Source organism: Janthinobacterium sp. SUN211 (genome assembly GCF_030587315.1).
GTDB classification, from domain to species: Bacteria; Pseudomonadota; Gammaproteobacteria; order Burkholderiales; family Burkholderiaceae_D; genus Janthinobacterium; species Janthinobacterium kumbetense.
In genome coordinates, this window is sequence record NZ_JAPWIC010000010.1 from 112539 (window position 1) to 129940 (window position 17402).

General features: G+C 63.6%; 19 protein-coding genes. 9 read left to right on the plus strand and 10 right to left on the minus strand.

The annotated features are described in order from the left end of the window. The first annotated feature begins 17 nt into the window (after positions 1–17). Complete coding sequence (locus O3301_RS25975) at positions 18–389, plus strand: TraR/DksA family transcriptional regulator (RefSeq protein WP_251350759.1); 372 nt, start codon at positions 18–20, stop codon at positions 387–389. Between the two features lie 180 nt (positions 390–569). Here the strand turns inward: O3301_RS25975 and phbB are convergent, their stop codons facing one another. Then, a complete protein-coding gene (phbB, locus tag O3301_RS25980) occupies positions 570–1316 on the minus strand; it encodes an acetoacetyl-CoA reductase (RefSeq protein WP_305057872.1) in 747 nt (248 codons plus the stop codon). A gap of 232 nt (positions 1317–1548) precedes the next feature. On the opposite strand from phbB, the gene O3301_RS25985 reads away from it, so the two are divergent. After that, entirely contained in the window at positions 1549–1869 is a 321-nt protein-coding gene (locus O3301_RS25985; protein ID WP_150130844.1) for a hypothetical protein, read from the plus strand. Between the two features lie 86 nt (positions 1870–1955). Then, a complete protein-coding gene (locus O3301_RS25990; protein WP_251350762.1) occupies positions 1956–2822 on the plus strand; it encodes a universal stress protein in 867 nt (288 codons plus the stop codon). A gap of 21 nt (positions 2823–2843) precedes the next feature. On the opposite strand, the gene O3301_RS25995 is transcribed toward O3301_RS25990, so the two are convergent. From O3301_RS25995 to O3301_RS26025, 7 genes are all read right to left on the minus strand, one after another. Beyond that, on the minus strand, positions 2844–3203 hold the full coding sequence (locus tag O3301_RS25995; protein ID WP_077401630.1) for a hypothetical protein: 360 nt from the start codon (positions 3201–3203) through the stop codon (positions 2844–2846). Positions 3204–3399: 196 nt separating this feature from the next. Continuing rightward, on the minus strand, positions 3400–3966 hold the full coding sequence (locus O3301_RS26000; RefSeq protein ID WP_099664866.1) for a glycine zipper domain-containing protein: 567 nt from the start codon (positions 3964–3966) through the stop codon (positions 3400–3402). 126 nt (positions 3967–4092) lie between these two features. Then, positions 4093–4836 carry an amino acid ABC transporter ATP-binding protein gene (locus tag O3301_RS26005; protein WP_099664867.1) on the minus strand — a complete coding sequence of 248 codons (744 nt, stop codon included), beginning with the start codon at positions 4834–4836 and terminating at the stop codon, positions 4093–4095. Beyond that, the gene (locus tag O3301_RS26010; RefSeq protein ID WP_305053476.1) at positions 4833–5525 is read right to left on the minus strand and encodes an amino acid ABC transporter permease; all 693 of its coding nucleotides are present in this window, start codon (positions 5523–5525) and stop codon (positions 4833–4835) included. The genes O3301_RS26005 and O3301_RS26010 overlap by 4 nt, the downstream gene beginning before the upstream one ends. Further along, the gene (locus tag O3301_RS26015; RefSeq protein ID WP_305057873.1) at positions 5525–6202 is read right to left on the minus strand and encodes an amino acid ABC transporter permease; all 678 of its coding nucleotides are present in this window, start codon (positions 6200–6202) and stop codon (positions 5525–5527) included. Before O3301_RS26015 ends, O3301_RS26010 begins: the two co-directional genes overlap by 1 nt. Positions 6203–6222: 20 nt before the next feature. Then, a complete protein-coding gene (locus O3301_RS26020; protein WP_289911985.1) occupies positions 6223–7053 on the minus strand; it encodes a transporter substrate-binding domain-containing protein in 831 nt (276 codons plus the stop codon). Between the two features lie 259 nt (positions 7054–7312). Next, a complete protein-coding gene (locus tag O3301_RS26025) occupies positions 7313–9445 on the minus strand; it encodes a serine hydrolase (protein WP_305057874.1) in 2133 nt (710 codons plus the stop codon). Between the two features lie 173 nt (positions 9446–9618). On the opposite strand from O3301_RS26025, the gene O3301_RS26030 reads away from it, so the two are divergent. Both O3301_RS26030 and O3301_RS26035 read left to right on the plus strand, forming a co-directional pair. Then, on the plus strand, positions 9619–11256 hold the full coding sequence (locus tag O3301_RS26030; RefSeq protein ID WP_305057875.1) for a histidine kinase: 1638 nt from the start codon (positions 9619–9621) through the stop codon (positions 11254–11256). Beyond that, positions 11253–11954, plus strand: a complete 702-nt coding sequence (locus tag O3301_RS26035; RefSeq protein ID WP_305057876.1) for a LytTR family DNA-binding domain-containing protein — start codon at positions 11253–11255, stop codon at positions 11952–11954. Before O3301_RS26030 ends, O3301_RS26035 begins: the two co-directional genes overlap by 4 nt. Before the next feature lie 9 nt (positions 11955–11963). On the opposite strand, the gene O3301_RS26040 is transcribed toward O3301_RS26035, so the two are convergent. Then, positions 11964–12836, minus strand: a complete 873-nt coding sequence (locus tag O3301_RS26040; protein ID WP_305057877.1) for a zinc-dependent peptidase — start codon at positions 12834–12836, stop codon at positions 11964–11966. A 284-nt stretch (positions 12837–13120) separates the two neighbouring features. Continuing rightward, positions 13121–13621, minus strand: coding sequence for a winged helix-turn-helix domain-containing protein (locus O3301_RS26045; protein ID WP_010396453.1), 501 nt, complete (start codon positions 13619–13621; stop codon positions 13121–13123). Positions 13622–14100: 479 nt separating this feature from the next. On the opposite strand from O3301_RS26045, the gene O3301_RS26050 reads away from it, so the two are divergent. The 4 genes from O3301_RS26050 (at position 14101) to O3301_RS26065 (ending at position 17374) form a co-directional block, all read left to right on the plus strand. Next, positions 14101–14337 carry a hypothetical protein gene (locus tag O3301_RS26050; RefSeq protein WP_289911992.1) on the plus strand — a complete coding sequence of 79 codons (237 nt, stop codon included), beginning with the start codon at positions 14101–14103 and terminating at the stop codon, positions 14335–14337. A 380-nt stretch (positions 14338–14717) separates the two neighbouring features. Next, positions 14718–15719, plus strand: coding sequence for an ABC transporter substrate-binding protein (locus O3301_RS26055; RefSeq protein ID WP_305057878.1), 1002 nt, complete (start codon positions 14718–14720; stop codon positions 15717–15719). 42 nt (positions 15720–15761) lie between these two features. After that, positions 15762–16571 (plus strand): ABC transporter permease, encoded by an 810-nt coding sequence (locus O3301_RS26060; RefSeq protein ID WP_369812242.1) that lies wholly within the window; start codon positions 15762–15764, stop codon positions 16569–16571. Positions 16572–16582: 11 nt separating this feature from the next. Then, positions 16583–17374 carry an ABC transporter ATP-binding protein gene (locus O3301_RS26065; RefSeq protein WP_077401587.1) on the plus strand — a complete coding sequence of 264 codons (792 nt, stop codon included), beginning with the start codon at positions 16583–16585 and terminating at the stop codon, positions 17372–17374. Positions 17375–17402 lie beyond the last annotated feature (28 nt).

A 17402-nucleotide genomic window follows, 5' to 3' on the forward strand; every position in this document is an offset into this window, starting at 1 on the left:
CTTAACGGGTGATGGCCATGAATGGATTGCCGCAAGACCAGCTGCAGCGCCTGCAGGGCGTGCTGGAGCAACGCAAGCTGGCGTTGCTGGAACAGATCGAGAATGAAGCGGCCGAAGCGGACGCGCGCGCCTCGCTGCTCAATGAAATCGAAGCCTCGCCGGCCGACAACGCCAGCGTGCGCACCTTGAACGCCCTCGTCAGCGAAGCGGCCGAACACAACGTGGCGCAGCTGGCCATCATCAAGCACGCGCTGGCCAAGTTTGCCGACGGCAGCTACGGCCTGTGCGACAACTGCGGCGAAGCCATCGGCCTGTCGCGCCTGAATGCGCGTCCCGAAGCGCGCCTGTGCATCGATTGCCAGACGCGGCTGGAAAAAGCCCAGCGCTAGGCCGGGCAGCGGTGCCGCATGTCACCAGCCGTTGCATCATGACAAAGGGCAAGGCATCGCTGCCCTGCCCCCTGCTTTCCTTCCTTGCTGCTGCCTTGCGTCCCCCGCCAGCTTCTGTGCGCCGGCTGGGTGGACGGGTCTCCTCTACTGCCATTGCCCTCCTGCAAGCTGCCAGCTTGCCTAACTCATGTGCTGCCCGCCATTGATGGCGATATTCGCGCCCGTGACGAAGGCCGCCTCGTCGGACGCCAGGTAAGCGACCAGGGCCGCCACCTCGTCCGGCTCGCCCAGGCGGCCCAGGGGAATCTGCGGCAGGATCTTCGTTTCCAGGATATCGGCCGGCACGGCCGTCACCATCTGCGTGCGCAGGTAGCCGGGCGAGACCGTGTTGACGGTGATGCCGTGGCGCGCCACTTCCAGCGCCAGCGCCTTGCTGAAGCCGTGCACGCCCGCCTTGGCGGCCGCATAGTTGCACTGGCCAAACGCGCCCTTCTGCCCATTGACGGACGAGATATTGATGATGCGGCCCCAGCGGTTGGCCAGCATCGGTTCGAGCACTTGCTTGCTCATGTTGAACAGGCTGTCGAGATTGGTGCGCATGACCTCGGACCAGTGCGGCAATTCCATCTTGCGCATGCTCTGGTCGCGCGTGATGCCGGCGTTGTTGACCAGCACGTCGATGCGGCCGAACTTTGCCAGCACGCTTGCCACGGCCTTGCTGCAGGCATCGAAATCGCTCACGTCGACGGCCAGCGGGTGGAAATAATACTGCTGCGTCTGCTGCTCGTCGAGCCAGCTGCCCACCCGCGCATTGCCCGGCGTATGCGCGGCCACGACGGCAAAGCCCGCCGCATGCAGGCGCCGGCACAAGGCCGTGCCCAGGCCGCCCATGCCGCCCGTGACCAGTGCTACCTTTTGTTCCTTCATTGCTGTCTCTCCCCGCTTGTTATGGTTGTTCTGCGTGGGATCAAGTGTAGGTGGCACTTTTGAAGCGGGCATTGCGCCAGATCAAAGGCTGAGCCTGCGTATTGCAGCGTCCGTCTGCGCTGCATCCATGCAGAGACAATTATCAAAATTATACTCCCTGGAGAGGTGATGGCACCTCGACAGGCAAGTCGTGCGGACTTTGCTTGACGGTAAGATTCACAGGGAGAACGCGATGGAAATCCAGGACGACACAGAAGCATTGAGGGACTTGTTCAACGATATCAATCCCGGCATGAGCGACGTGGAATCCGTGCATCAGGCGGAGCTCGATCCACAGCATGCGCTGGCCCTAATGGCCAACCCGAAAGCGGCGCTGAAAGCCATGGGCATCCCCGTCAGCGATGCCTCGCAAGTGCAGGTGACGATGAAGAACCGCGCCAGCCGCGCCATGCTGGAGGTGGCGCAAAAGGCGGCGCAATTGCGGCGCGTCATCGTCATCGTGATTCATTACCGCAACTGCGACGCCGACATCATCATCATCGCCATGAGCTGAGGCAACAAGCACCGGCCGCAGTCGTGCGCGGCCGGCACCCGGGACTGTGCCAGAATGGCCACTACTGCACAGCGAGAGGACAGGCCATGACCTACAAGACCGTATTGCTCCACATCGACGACAGCGCCGGGCGCGCCGCACGTATCGACGCGGCGGCCAGCATCGCCCAGGCGTGCGGCGGCCACCTGACGGGCGTGGCGCTGACGGGCGTGTCGCGCCTGCTGTACCAGAACCAGCCCGACCTCGATGCGGACCCGAACCTGAGCTTGCACCTCAATTTTCTGCGCGAGCGGGCGACGCGCGCCCTCGACGGTTTCGAGGCGCAGGTGCGCGCGGCCGGCGTCGCTTCGTTCGAACAGCGCGTGCTCGACGACGAGGCGGCGGGCGGCATCAGCCTGCTGGCCCGCTATGCGGACCTGGTCGTCATCAGCCAATACAATGCCAGCGATAAATCGCCGTCCGTGATGCGCGACTTTCCCGCGTACGTGCTGCTGCATTCGGGCCGCCCCGTGCTGATCGTGCCGTATGCGCCGCCGCTGCCCCGGCTGGCGCCGCCGGCGGCCGCGCGCAATGTGCTCATTTCCTGGAACGCCAGCAAGGAAGCGAGCCGCGCCGTGAGCGCCGCCCTGCCCCTGCTGCAGCGCGCCGGACAAGTCCACGTGGCCATCTTCGACGCCCAGGTGCATGCCGCCGAGCACGGCGAACAGCCGGGCGCGGAACTGACGCACTACCTGGCGCGCCACGGCGTGGAAGCGCGGCTGCATTTGCTCGATGGCGGTGGCGTGCGGCGCGGCGATATCGGCGAAGCGCTGCTGTCGCAGGCGGCCGACCTGTCGGCCGACTTGCTGGTGATGGGAGCGTATGGACATTCGCGCCTGCGCGAAACCATCCTGGGCGGCGTCACGCGCACGATCTTGCAAAGCATGACGATCCCCGTGCTGATGGCGCACTAGGCGGGCGGACTGATGGCAGGACTAGCCGCCCTGCCAGGGCTGGCTGCGGATCTTCGCCACCTGGCGCTGCGCCAGCCACTGCCACAGCTGCAGGGCGGCGTCCTGCGGCAGCGCCGACATGTGGCGCGGCGTGGCCAGGGCGATTTCACAATCGCGGTCCGACCATTCCTCGAAAGTGACTTCGCCTCCGCTAGCGACCTCGACCTGATACATCAAGCCATCGTCGTAGCCAAAGCGCAACAGGACGGCGGCCGGGCTGCCGTCCGGCGTGACGGCGCCGCCGCGGTACACCTCGGCCAGCGCATCGGCCAGCTGTGCCGGCGAGGGCGCGCAGATGTCGCGCCCATCGGCCCGTGTCAGAATGAACCATGCCTGTGTCATGACGCGCCCTCCTATCCATACTCGTTAGCATGCGAGGCAAGTACTACGGGCAGTCACCTTGGTCCAGTGTCACTCCGGGCGCGCGGAAACTATCCCTGTCGGCATTGTTTACCAATAATTACTCATACTAACAAGGATCATACCTAAATTTCATGCAGCGCGGAATTTATGCATCTTGCGCCACAGAAGCGCCAATTCACGCCACCAGCACGGGAATGCTGAGCGGATCGAAATCATGCCAGTCGCCATTGGCGATCGTGCCTTCCGCTTCCTCGATATGCTCGGCGCCCAGCCGGTGCAGCGCCTCGAGCGCCCGTTCGCGCTCGTCGAGGCCGCCCAGCGCGACGGCGATCAGCATGCCCGGATGGCGTGGCTGGCGGCGGTTTTCACCGTTGTCTTCGCCATTCTTCTCGGCTTCGCCCGCTTCCTTCATCTTGTTGAAACTGTAGAGCGAGCCCACGTGGGCGCCCACCAGCGCCCCGACGACCGGACCCAGCGGCCCTGTCGCCAGGGCGGTGGCCGCGCCGATGCCCGCGCCCAAGGCGGCCCCGACGGCCACGCCTTCCACCACGCCCTCCGGTGTTTCCTTCGCGCCCGGCGACATGTCGCGGTCGCCGCCCAGCGCGTGCAGATCATGCTGCCCCGGCTGGTTGACAAAAAAGGCGCTGATGCGGCTGTCGGAAAAGCCCGCCTGGTTCAGCGCGGCGCGCGCGACGTCGATCTGTTCCTGCAACTGAAAATGACCTGCGATGATGCGTGACATGATACGGCCCTCCTCGTCGGCTGCTGGCGCACCATGCGCCGCCTCGATAGCGTGCGCCAGACAACGCCAGGATACCGTTCGCTTACGCACACAGCCGCTTACTCCCATGCCCAATCATATGCTCACTCAAGCAGACGCGCTGAAGGGGCTGCGGATATCCGACAGGAATTGTTGCGCGCGCGCATGTTGAGGCCGCGCAAAGAAATCCTCGGGCGCGGCCCGTTCCAGCACTTGCCCGTGATCCATGAACCACACGCGGTCCGCCACTTCGCGCGCAAAGCCCATTTCATGCGTCACGCACACCATCGTCATGCCGCCCTGCGCCAGGTCGCGCATCACTTGCAGCACTTCGCCCACCATTTCCGGGTCCAGCGCGCTGGTCGGTTCATCGAACAGCATCAGCGGCGGCTGCATGGCCAGCGCGCGGGCAATCGCCACGCGCTGCTGCTGCCCGCCCGACAGGGCCGCCGGCATGGCGCGCGCCTTGTGCGCGAGGCCCACCCGTTCCAGCAGGGCCAGCGCCCGCTCTTCCGCTTCCTTGCGGCTCAGGCCGCGCAAGCGCTGCGGCGCCAGCGCGCAATTGTCCAGCACGGAAAGGTGCGGAAACAGGTTGAATTGCTGGAAAACAAAACCGATATGCGAACGGAAGGCGTTCACGTCCAGCCCCGGCGCGTGGATGTCCTGGCCCGCCACCGTGATGCGGCCCGAGGCGATCGGTTCCAGCCGGTTGATGGTGCGGATCAGGGTGGACTTGCCGGAACCGGACGGGCCGCACACCACCAGCACCTCGCCCTTGGCGACGTGTTCATTGATGCCGCTCAAGGCGTGATACTCGCCATAGTATTTGTTGACGTTGTCAAAGGTAATCATGCAGCCGCTTTCAAGAGTCGCGCCTGGCGCCGCTCGAGCCAGAAGGCGGCGCGCGACAGGCTGAAACATAAAACAAAGTACGTCATGCCCAGCAAGAAATACACTTGCACGGGTTTCGTCAGCACCAGGCCATTGACTTGCGAGGCGATGAACGACACTTCGGCCAGGCCGATGATGGTGCCGAGCGAGGTTTCCTTGATGGTCGAGACGAACTGGTTCACCAGCGAGGGCAGCATGTGGCGCAGCGCCTGCGGCAACACCACCGTGCGCATGCTGTCCAGATAGTTCAAGCCCAGCGAACGGGCCGCCTCCACCTGGCCGCGCGGCACCGCTTGCACGCCGGCGCGCACGATTTCCGCCAGATAAATGCCGTCGAAGATGACGAGGGCTGCCAGCATGGTGCCGAATTGCCCGCTTTCATGGCCGGTGAGGCTGGGCAGGAAGAAATACGCCCAGAAGATGACGAGCAACAAGGGGATGCCCCGCACCACGTGGATCAGCGCGGCGACGGGCCAGCGCAGCAGGCGCCAGGGACTCAGGCGCGCCAGCCCCAGCAGCAAGCCGAATGGCAGGCTGAGCACCAACGCCAGGCTGGCCAGCAGCACCGTCAACGCCAGGCCGCCCAGCGGCCCCTCGGGATAGCGTCCCACAAGGAAATACAGCCAGTAATCGTGGATCAGTTCCAGCATCAGGACACCTTCTTTTGCAGCAAGGCCGCCAGGCTGGCGATCACCAGGGAAACGGCCAGATAAGCCACGCTGGCGAAGACGAACGCTTCCACGCTGCGGAACGAAGCCGCTTCCACGCGCTGCGTCTGGTACATCAGCTCGGCCACGCCGATGACGGTGGCGATGCTGGTGTTTTGCCACAGGTTCAGGGTTTGCGACAGCAGCGGCGGCGCGGCCAGGCGCAAGGCTTGCGGCACGATGCACAGGCGCATGGTGGCGAGAAAGCCGAAACCCAGCGCCCGGCCCGCCTCGAATTGCTGGGCAGGAATGGCGCGGATGCCGCTGCGGATGTCTTCCGCCATGTAGGCGGCCGTATATAAAGTCAGGGCCGTGACGGCGCTGACGGCTTCGATATTGCCGGCATACAAGCGCTCCTTCCAGGCGTCGGGCAGCAGTTCGGGCGCGCCGAAATACCAGAACAGGAAGTGGGCCAGCAAGGGCACGTTGCGGATCAGCTCGACATACGCGGCGCCCAGCCCGTTGAGCAGGCGCGACGGCGCCAGGCGCAGCATGGCCACGCCGCACGCCAGCGGCAGCGACAAGAGCAAGGTGATGCCCATCAGTTGCAATGACAGCAGCAAGCCGGACAGCAACCAGTCGCGGTAGTCGCCGGCCAGCAAAAAATTCAGATCAAACATGCGGAAGAGTCAGGCAAGGTTCAGGCGTCGATCTTGTCCGATTCAATTTTAAATGTGCGTTTCTGGAATTTCACATTGCTCGTCGGGCCATACCATTTGAAGAACAGTTTTTCCGCCTCGCCCGACTTTTCCAGCTCCCGCAGCACCTTGTCGACGGCGGTTTTCACGCCCGTCTCGCCCTTGCGGATGCCGAAGGCAAACACTTCCTGGCTGATATTTTGCGGCAGCACAATGTAATCCTTTTGCGCAGCGCCCAGTTTGGCGTAGTTGTTGAGCAGCGAGACTTCATCGTCGACATAGCCGACGCCCTTGCCTTGCTGCAAGCCGAGATAGGCCTGGCCCGCCGTCTCGAACGTCACCACGTCCACGCCGGGCACGGCCTTGCGGATATTCGGTTCCTGCGTGCCGCCCTTGACAGTCAGCACTTTCTTGCCGGCCAGGCCAGCGACCGTCGTGATATTGCTGCTTTTTTTCACCAGCACGCGCTGGCCCGTGTAAAACGTGGACAGGGAAAAATCGACCAGCGCTTCGCGTTCCTTGTTGTGCGTCAAGGACGCCGTCAGGATATCGATGCGGCCCTGCTGCAGTTCGGGAATGCGGGCGGCCACGGCCAGCTGCTTGATCACCGGCTTGACGCCCAGGCCCTGGGCGATGGCGCGGCACAGGTCCACTTCATAGCCGACCAGCTGGCGCGACTTGGCGTCGATGAAACTGTTCGGCTCGTCCGTGCCCAGGGTGCCGCAGACCAGCTCGCCCTTCGCCTTGATGGCGGCCAGCTGGTCCGCTTGCGCCACCTGCGTGAAGGCGATGGAGGTGAAAAGAAGCGCGGCGAAGTGTAGGCGGGTCTGCATGAAATTCCTCTGGTGGACAATGAATGCCGCCATTAGACCGCAGCGCTCTTATTTCCAAAAAGGAATCTTTTCACCCTTGCTTATGCAGAATTCATCTAAGAACACCTATCAAAACCTACTGCGCGTCGTAATTTGCGGTCTGCGATGCTCACTGGCTCGGCGCCCCCGTACCTTCGTACAGTTGCGCTTCTCAAGCCAACGGGGGCGCCGAGCCTTCCTTCCGCTCGCTACGGTTTTGTTAGGTGTTGTAAGGCGTCATCTAAGGCGCCAGCGCCTTCGTCTCGCCGCCGAGGCGGATGATCGCCGCCCTGGCTCCCACGGCGCCCGGATAGCGGGGGTCGAGCTGCAGCGCCTGCCTGTACGCCTCGAGCGCTTGCGGGCGCAAGCCTTGCTCCACATAAAACTCGGCCAGGCTATCCTGCAGATTCGCGTCGCGCGGATACAGGCTGGCGGCCGCCTGCAGCACGGCCATGCCTTGCGCCACGGCGCCGCCGCCTTTCAAGCGGTACGCTTCCCCGTTCAGCGCCGCCGGACTGGCCGCGCCCAGCGGGTCGCGGGCCAGCGCCAGGCGCAGGGCCGCGAGGGCGGGTTCCGTCTTTCCGGCGCGCAACAAGGTCAAGCCGTGCAGCGCATGCGCGCGGTCGCTGAGCGGATACAGTTCCACGGCCAGGCGGCTGGCCGCCAGCGCCGAATCCGCCTCGCCGCGCGCGGCCGACGCTTGCGCCAGATCAAGCAGCTCGGGCACGAAATCGGGATAGGCGCGCTGGCCGCGGAAGGCCGTGCGCAACTGGCTATCCAGGGCGGCGATGGATGCCGAGGCGGGCGCGGCCGGCCAGGCGATGGCGGCCGTGCGGTCCCAGCTGGCGGCCAGGGCCACGATGGCTTGCTCGAAGGCGGGGTCGAAACGGGGCACGGTGCCGGCCTTTGCATCTTGCGACAAGCGGATATAGTCGCGCGCAAACGCCAGCGCGCCGCCGCGCGAGTAGGTATTCAAGTCGACGCCCGATTCGCGCAATGCCCAGGCCATGCTGGCGCCGGCCACGAGAAACACGCGGCCGCCCGCGGGATGGCGGGCCGCCTCGATGTAGGCGCGCGCCGCCTGGGCGTCGGGCGCCAGCGCCTGGCGGTTGATGTGCGTGAAGGCTGCGCGCGTGGCGGCCGCATCGGCATACGCCTGATCCGTGCGTTCGGCGTAGGCGCGGCCCTCCTCGAACAGGCCTTGCGCCACCTGGTAGGCGCGCTGCGCGCCCGCGTCGGCGATATACGTGTTCAGCTGCCACGGTTCGCCCGTGACCACTTCGAACAGGCGCTGCACGAAAGCTTCGGGATTGACGCGCTCGAGATTGGCGGCGACGGCAATGGTGAGCTTGCGCGAAGGAAAGCTGTACAGGTAGGTAACGGTTTCCGGCTGCTGGCCGCTGTGGGCGATGGCGTAGCGCCCGCCCGTCGGCAGGATTTCCCAGCCCATGCCGTAATTCGTCAAGCGGCCCGCGCGCGTGGCCATCGGCTGCACCATGACGGCCACGCTGGCCGCCGACAAGATCTTGCCTGCGTGAACGCCCCGGCCAAAGGCCAGCATGTCGGGCACGCTGGCGCGCGTGCCGCCGGCTGAAAAGCGGCTGCTGATGTCGACGAATTCCGAATTCTTCAACTCCTTTCCGGCCAGCCGGTAGCCGCGCACGCGGTGCGCGATCACGGCGTCCGGGTCGTCCATCACGGTGGCGTCCATGCCCAGCGGCCCCCACACGTGGCGCCGCATGTAGCCGCCATAGCTTTCGCCCGAGGCGGCCTCGATGACGGCGCCCAGCAAGTTGTAGCCATAGCTGGTATAGCGGAAGCGCGTGCCCGGTTCGGCGATCAGGTCGAACTGCTCGAAGACGGCGATCGACTGGCGCGTATCCTTGTGCTCCTTGAAATGCTGTTCCACCCTGCTGTCGCGGTAGGCGTCGATACCGCCCAAGTGGCCCAGCAGCTGGCGCACCGTCACGGGAAACGGCTTGACGGGAAAATACGGCACATAGGTTTGCACGGGCGCATCCAGGTCGATCTTGCCCTGTTCGACCAGTTGCAAAATGGCCACCGCCGTCATGGGCTTGGTGACGGACGCCAGCCGGTAGCTGGACTGGGCCGTGGCCGGCACGCGGTTTTCCAGGTCCGCATAGCCGTAGCCTTTTACCCATTCCACGTCGCCCTGGCTGAAACCGACGGTCACGCCCGGGATGCGCTCCGCGCCCATGCGCCGGGCCGCCCAGCCGTCGAAATCGGCCAGACGCGCGGCCAGCGCGGCGGACGGAGCAGCGGGTGAAACAGAGGATGGGGCGGAGGCGGCCTGCGCCACGCCGCAGCACAGCGCCAGCGCGCCGGCGAAACCGTAGTATTTGCTGCTTTGCATAGTCATGATTCCATGGTGAGGGCCGTGTGCACAGCACGGCGCTGATGCATGGTATGTGTCTTTCACACGCCGTTGGCGGGCCGTGCACGAAATGCACGTGGCCCGCACGAACGGCACCGGCGTCGATGAAAATGTTGCAAAGGAGTAGCACATGAGCAGCTACAATGCCCGCCATGCCCTCCCTCTTCCGCTACCTGTTGCTGTGCTGCCTGGCCTTGCCCTCTTTCGCCTGCGCCATGCATCCGCTCTCGCTGGACGACGGCTGGCGCACCTGCGGCAACACGGCTTCCGCGCCCGCCTCGCTGCAGCGGCTGGTCCGGCCGGGCCAGCTGCTGTGCGTCGAGCGCGATGTCGCCCTGCCCGCCACGCCGTCGTCGACGCAATTGCTGGTGCTGTCGGCGCTGGCTTCCAGCGAGCTGTGGCTCGATGGGGTCTTGATCGGCAGCAATGGCCAGCCGGCTCGCCAGGCCAGCGGGGAACGCGCGGGCGACGTCGATTTCGCCCTCCACCTGAGGCCGCAGCAATTGGCCATGGGCACGCACCACCTGCGCCTGCTGCTGTCGACGCAGCAGGTGCCGGCCCACCTGGCATCGCCATTCTATGCGCTGTACCTGGTCGACCGGCAAGATTACCGCGCGGCGCTGGCCTGGTACCGGTTGCCGCCACTGCTGCTGGCCGGGGCGCTGGGCGCCGTCGCCCTGCTGTTTCTCGCCTTGACGGTACTGTACCAGGGGCAGCGGCACTGGGCCATGTTTGCGGCGCTGTGCCTGGCGGCGGCGCTGCTGCTGGTGGCGGAACTGTGGCGCAGCTTTGCCGGCTATGCCTATCCCTCGCACATGCCGCGCCTGTACGCCGTCAGCGCCCTGACGTGGCTGTTTTCCGCCTTGCTGCCCCTGTATTTTTATACGGCTTACCGCCTGCCCCGCTGGCCGCTGGCGGCGGCGGTGCTGCTGGCGGGCATCGCGCTGGCCGGCGCGCTGCCCACGCATTTCGACGCGCGCTGCTGGCTGATGTTTCTGACGGGCCTGGCGGCGAGCTTGGCGCTCAACCTGGGCGCACTGTGGCGCCGCCTGCCGGGCAGCCGCGGCGGCACCTTGATCGCGCTGGCGTCGTGCGCCCTGTTCCTGCTGACGGGCAGCCAGTTTGCCGAAGGCGGCTTCGCCCTCGTCGTGTGCTTCCTGCTGCTGCCTGTATGCGCGCAATTGCTGGCGCAGCTATTGCGCGAACGCAGCAAGGCGGCGCGCGCCCAGCAGCTGGAAAACCAGCTCTTGCGCAAAAGCATGCAACCGCACTTCCTGATGAATTCCCTCAGCCTGATCAGCGAACTCAACGCGCAATCGCCGCAGGCGGCCGAAACCTTCATCGAGGCGCTGGGGGCCGAATTACGCATGCTCAACGAATTCGCGCAGCAACCCAGCATTGCCCTGACGCAGGAACTGGCCCTGTGTGAGAATTACCTGAGCATCATGGGCACGCGGCTGCAGCAGCCGTGCCGCCTGCAGCTCGACGGCGAGGCGGCGGGCATCACCGTGCCGCCCGCCCTGTTGCTGACGGCGCTGGAAAATGCGTTCAGCCACAACCGCTACCGCCACGGCGCGTCCTTTATCCTGCGCATCAAAAAACATGCGCAAACGCAAATACTTACCTTGCTGCTGCCCGAAGGCGAAGCGCGCCCCCATGCGGGCAGCGGCGTGGGCGAACAGTACATCCGCGCCAGCCTGCACGCCGTGTTTGGCGATGCGGCCAACTATGCCTGCACACAGCATCCGGCAGGCTGGCGCCTCACCTTTACCTTGCCGGCGGCGCCATGAATGTGTTGATACTGGAAGATGAACCGCTGATCGCGCAAGGCCTCGAACGCGAAGTGCGCGCGCATTTCGGCGCGCGCCTCAGCAATCTCGTACTGCATGACAATGTGCCGCAAGCGCTGGCCGCCCTGGCGCAGGAGCAAGGGCAGGAGCAGATCGACTTGCTGCTGCTGGATTTGCACCTGCACGGCGCGGACGGCTATGATTTGCTGCGTCTGGCCGCCGATGCGCGCTTCCAGACCATCATCGTCTCGGCCCACGCGGAACGCTCGATCACGGCCTTCGAATTCGGCGTGCTCGACTTCGTCGCCAAGCCTTTCAGCCGCGAACGCCTGCACAAGGCGCTGCAACGCTATACGGGGCGGCACACGGAAGCGGCTTCGCTGTCCGTCAAGAAACGGGGGGCGCTGGAATGGATCGCCATGGCCGACATCGACCACGTGCAAGCCGATGGCCACTACAGCAATATCGTGTTGTGCAGCGGCGAGCAATGCTTTCACGACTTGCCTATCGACAAGCTCATGGCCCTGCTGCCGCCCCACTTCCTGCGCGTGCACCGCTCCTACATCGTCAACAGCCTGGGCTTCAAGCGGCTGCAGATCGGCGCGGGCGGCAAATACGCGCTCGACACGCAGACGAGCACGGGCATCCCCGTGTCGCGCAGCAGCTATCCCGCGCTGAAACATCGGTTGCTGGGCTGACGTCCCCGCTTACCAGTGCGGTGCGTAATTGGGGAATGGCGAGGTCATGTGTTCGGGTTCCACGGGCGACGCCATCCAGTCGCGCGGGTCGACCTTGTAGTACTGCAAGAATTGCGCATACAGTTCTTCATGGTGTTCGGCCATCTGGTACGGCTTTTCAAAGAAGGTTTCCGTGGCCACGGCAAAGAATTCGGCGGGATTGGTGGCGCCGTAATGGTCCATCACGCTTTGCTGCTGGTACATGGCGTCGTGGCGCAGGTTGTCGAAGTCGCGCGACAGCACGGTGGCCCAGCTGCGGTAGCTCGACACGCTGGGCAAATACGGCGCGCCATTCGCGGCGCCCGATTCGCTGTCGAGCTGGTGGGCGAATTCATGCAGCACGACATTGTGGCCGTCGCTCCAGTCGGCCGCGCCCCGCTGCACGTGGTCCCAGGCCAGCACCACGCGGCCATCGCCCCAGGATTCGCCCAGCAAGCCATTCGCCGACGGCGTCACCACGCCGCCCGGCCCCACTTCATTGCGCGTGACGATGAATTCCGTGGGATACACGAGGATGGTGTCGAGTTCGGGATACACCTGCGTCTGGCGGTTCAGCAGCAGCAAGCAAGCCTGGCCGGCAATCGTATAGCGCATCTCGTCCGTGATTTCCAGACCGCCGCAGCCGACGAATTTCTTTTGATACAGGAATTGCACGACGAGGCGGCGCAACTGCTCCTGCAGCGGCGCCGGCATATGCTGATAGACGGGGATATTGTTTTCCAGCACGGCCAAGCCTTCTGCCGGCAAGGGTTTCGCCAGGGCCCGCTTCAAACGCCAGCGGGGGAACCACAGCGAAAAGACGATGGCCGCCGTGACGAGGGCGATCCACAGCAGCGGGTTCATGCGGCGGCCCGTTTCAGGACAATGAGAGCGATGCAGGAGAACACGGCGTAGGCAGACAAGGACAAGCTCCTTCAAGTGAACCCGCACGGCGCGGGCAGCAGTCCAGCCCACATGGGGATGCTTGCAGTCTTTTCAATCAGACCACGTTCAATCGACTCACCTCGGATGGTTCGGCGCAACGCCAAAAGCCGGGTCGCAACCCGGCTTTCGACATGCGTCTGATAATACGAACCACAAGTATTACGCCCGCCAGCCGCCAGGCGGCCGTTCAGGCGCCGTAACTATTACTCGGCAGCTTTCTGCTGCGGCGCACCAAACAGGGCTGCCACCAGCGGATCGCGCGTCACGGGACCACGGTTGACGCGGATGGCGTAATGCGTGTCATCGGCCAGGATGTGGAAGTGACGGCCGCTGCCTGCCATGCTTTGCTCGCGCAAGCCTGGACGATCCTTGCGCGGTGGCGCGCCTTCGCGTTTTGGCTGGACGATGGCGGCCAGGAAGGCGCGCACGCGCTCAGGGTCTGGCGTCAGCTGGTACACTGCCTTGCCCAGGTAGGTGGCGGTGCCTTCGATGTAGCGGGCCAGTTCGATCACGCCCGCTTCGCGCAGGTCGCGGATGTATTTGCGGGCGCCCGATGGCGAAAACTTGAGGAACCAGGCGATTTCGTCGGCCAGCATCTCGTGCAGCGACAATTCGCCGATCAGCTTTTGCATGTTTTCGATGCGGCGCAGGGTGGCCGACGTCGAACGCACGCGCTCGATCGGTGCCATGGAAATGGGATTCATGCGTTCCGGGGGGATCGGTGCTGCGCGTTCTACCATTTGCGAGCCTTTTTCGGGGCTACGAAGTTCCTGGTGCGCTGCCTTTAATTCGCTCTTCACGTGAGACTGAGTCATTGCATGCATTTGAATACTCCTTTTAAACGATTGCCGGTAGCCCGGATTGTTAAGTTCTTGGCAATTTTTATACCAGAACACCACGAATCCTGAGCGTCTGGGCACAGAATGCCCGTGTCGGCGGCTGCGGTCTGTGCGTTAACGAACATTAGAAGCAAGAAAGTGAAAAATATTGCCCCACTGAATTCTTTCTCTCGTGGCATCTAAAAAAGACATCTAAAAAACCGGCATGACGAGCCTGTGCCGCCATTCGTGGCGCAAAGTGAAATAGCGAACAGAAGCGGAAACGCCATTGCAATAAATTCAAGCTTCGCGCGCGGCGCCTGCCGCCCGCATCGCGAATCTTCGACTCTTGCAAAGGAAATATCATGAAAATGCCCGCCCTGTTGGCCGCCGCCTTGCTTGTCACCCTGTCCGCCTGTAAAAAACCGGCCGAGCCGCCCCTGCCCGAAACGGCGCCCAATCCCGCTTCCACCCCACAAGTGATGCCTGCCCCCGTCGCGCCAGCCATGCCGGAAGCGGGTGCCGGCAGCACGACGCCGCCTGCGCCGCTGACCGATCCCGCCACCGCGCCCGCCCTGCCGCCGGCCACGGCGCCGAAGTAAAGCCTACAGTCGAGGCCGGCACGGCCTCAGACGGGCGCCCGCGCGGCGCCATCCCTACTCCACGGGGGAGTTACGCGTTGCCAGCCTGTTTGCAACGCGTTTTTTTACGATTGGAGTCGGCCACGCCCTGAAGGTTCACCGGCAGGCCGCCCCGAAAATGCGGCAATCCGCACAGCCTTTCCCCTCGTCGTGCGGAAAGACGGAATCTCGCCATTTCCCATTTTCACTAGATTCAAATTAAACCTTTATAAACAATCACTTGCAATAAACGTCAAAATGCGCTCCACTGGCACGGAAGATGCTTTTATATTTTCATAACCGCCGTCAGAGCGGCAGCCCGACCCACTATATAAAACCATCTACCTTTTGGAGACAACAGCATGGCACGCACCTTCCGCATCTCGTCCTTCCTGAACACCAAGGCACTGACCGTCGCCGTCGCACTGGCCGCGCAATTCCCGCTGGCCGTCCATGCAGCCGACCTGGTCCGCCTGGGCAACCTGAAATTCGCCCATTACGGCGCCGTCGCCTACATGAAGGAAATCGCGCCCAAATACGACTTGAAAATTGAAGAGCGCATCTTCGCCAAGGGCCTCGACATCGTGCCGGCCATGATCGCCGGTGAAATCGATGTGTCCGCCAGCGCGCTGGAAGCGGCCATCACGGGCCGCGCCACGGGCTTGCCCGTGTACCTGGTGGGCGGCTTCGCCAAGGGCGGCGTGCAGATCGTCGGCCGTCCCGACCTGAACATCAAGGGCATCGCCGACCTGAAAGGCAAGAAAGTCGGCGTCACGCGCGGCGGCCCGCAGGAAATCCTGCTGTTTGCCGAACTCACCAAGGCCAAGCTGACCTGGTCCGACAAGCCGGGCAAGGACGTGCAGATCCTGTACATGGGCTACCCGGACTTGAACCAGGCGCTGCTGACCAAGGATATCGACGTCATGAGTCAGTCCGAGCCGTACTCGACCCAGGCCATCCACAAGAAATACGGCGCGGCCATCATCAAGCCTTACGACACGCCGCTGGGCGAGCCCGTGCGCGCCCTCGTGATGACGGAAAAGATGTACAAAGAGAAACCTGCCGTGGCCCAGCGCTTCATGGATTGCTTCGTCGCCGCCACGCGCGCCTTCCTGGCCGACCCGAAACTGGCGGAAAAATACGTGCGCGAATCGATGTTCAAGAACCAGATCACGACCGAGGATTACCGCGACGCCATCGACAACGCCATCTTCACGGAAGACATCACGCAAAGCCACGTGCAGCTGACCACCGATTACATGGTGAAATTCGGCGTGGGCCGCATGGCCAAACCGCCTGCAGCACAGGATTGGGTCAAGCTGGACCTGCTGGAAAAAGCCAAGAAGTCCTATGTTCCACGCTAACCATGACCACGCTAATCTGAAAGTATCACGATGAATATTCAAATGATGAAACGCTTCGCGCATGGTGCCGCCGTGCCCGTGGCCGTGCTGCTGCTGTGGCAAGCCATGTCGACGTTCGGCTGGATCAACCCGCAAATCCTGCCCTCGCCCGTGGCCGTACTGGTGAAATGGTATGAATACCTGGTGCCGATGGAAGCCTACACGCCCGAAACGGGCAATTACCTGGTGTGGATGTTCTCCGGCGAGTTGCCGCATGACGCCTGGGCCAGCCTGTCGCGCGTGCTGGGCGGCTTCGCCATCGGCGCCGGCCTGGCATTGCCGCTGGGCTTGCTGATGGGCACCAACAAGACCATCTATAAACTGTTCGACCCGCTGGTGCAGGTGCTGCGTCCGATTCCGCCGATCGCCTACATTCCGCTGGCGATTCTGTGGTTCGGCCTGGGCAACCCGCCCGCCTTCTTCCTGATCAGCATTGGTTCCTTCTTCCCCGTACTGATGAATACCATCGCCGGCGTGCGCCAGGTCGACGGCATCTACATCCGCGCCGCGCGCAACCTGGGCGCCAGCCAGATGACGATGTTCCGCCGCGTCATTTTGCCGGCCGCCACGCCCTACATCCTGGCCGGTGCGCGCATCGGCATGGGCACGGCCTTCATCGTCGTGATCGTGGCGGAGATGATTGCCGTCAATAGCGGCCTGGGTTTCCGCATCCTGGAAGCGCGCGAATATTTCTGGTCTGACAAGATTATCGCCGGCATGTTCACCATCGGCCTGTTCGGCCTGGCCATCGACATGGCCATGAATGCCCTGAATAATCATTTGCTGCAGTGGCATCGCGGCCTGGAACACTGAGAGGAACGGCCATGACCACGATCAATATCAATGCAGTCAATAAAATCTTCACCACGGGCGGCGCGGACGTCATCGCCCTGAAGGATATCAACCTGGAAATCGCCAGCGGCGAGTTCATCTGCCTGCTGGGACCGTCCGGCTGCGGCAAGTCGACCCTGCTCAACGCCATCGCCGGCTTTTCGCAACCGACCTCGGGCCAGATCCTGGCCGGCGGCAAGCTGATCACCGAACCCGGACCGGACCGCGGCATGGTGTTCCAGGAATACGCGCTGTTCCCATGGATGACCATCGAAAGCAATATCGCTTTCGGCCTGGAAATCGCCGGCAAGACGCCAGCCGAAATCAAGGAACGGGTCGACATGCTGCTGAGCATGCTGGGCTTGACGGAATTCCGTGCCCGCTACCCGAAAGACTTGTCGGGCGGCATGCGCCAGCGCGTGGCGATTGCCCGCGTGCTGGCCCTCGATTCGCCGATCATGCTGATGGATGAACCGTTCGGCGCGCTGGACGCCTTGACGCGGCGCAACCTGCAAGATGAATTGCTGAAAATCTGGAAAGTCTTCGGCACCACCATCGTGTTCGTCACGCACTCGATCGAGGAATCGATCTACCTGGCCGACCGCACCATCGTCATGACCTACCGTCCCGGCACCATCAAGCGCGACGTGGCCATCGAACTGCCCCGCCCGCGCGACCCGAGCGACCCGGAGTTCAACCGCCTGAAGCGCATGCTGGGCGAGATGGTGATGGAAGAGCAGCAAAGGCACCATAACGCCGAGACCATGGCAAGTACTGCAGACTGATAGTATGTCTGATTAGTTAGCACCGGGG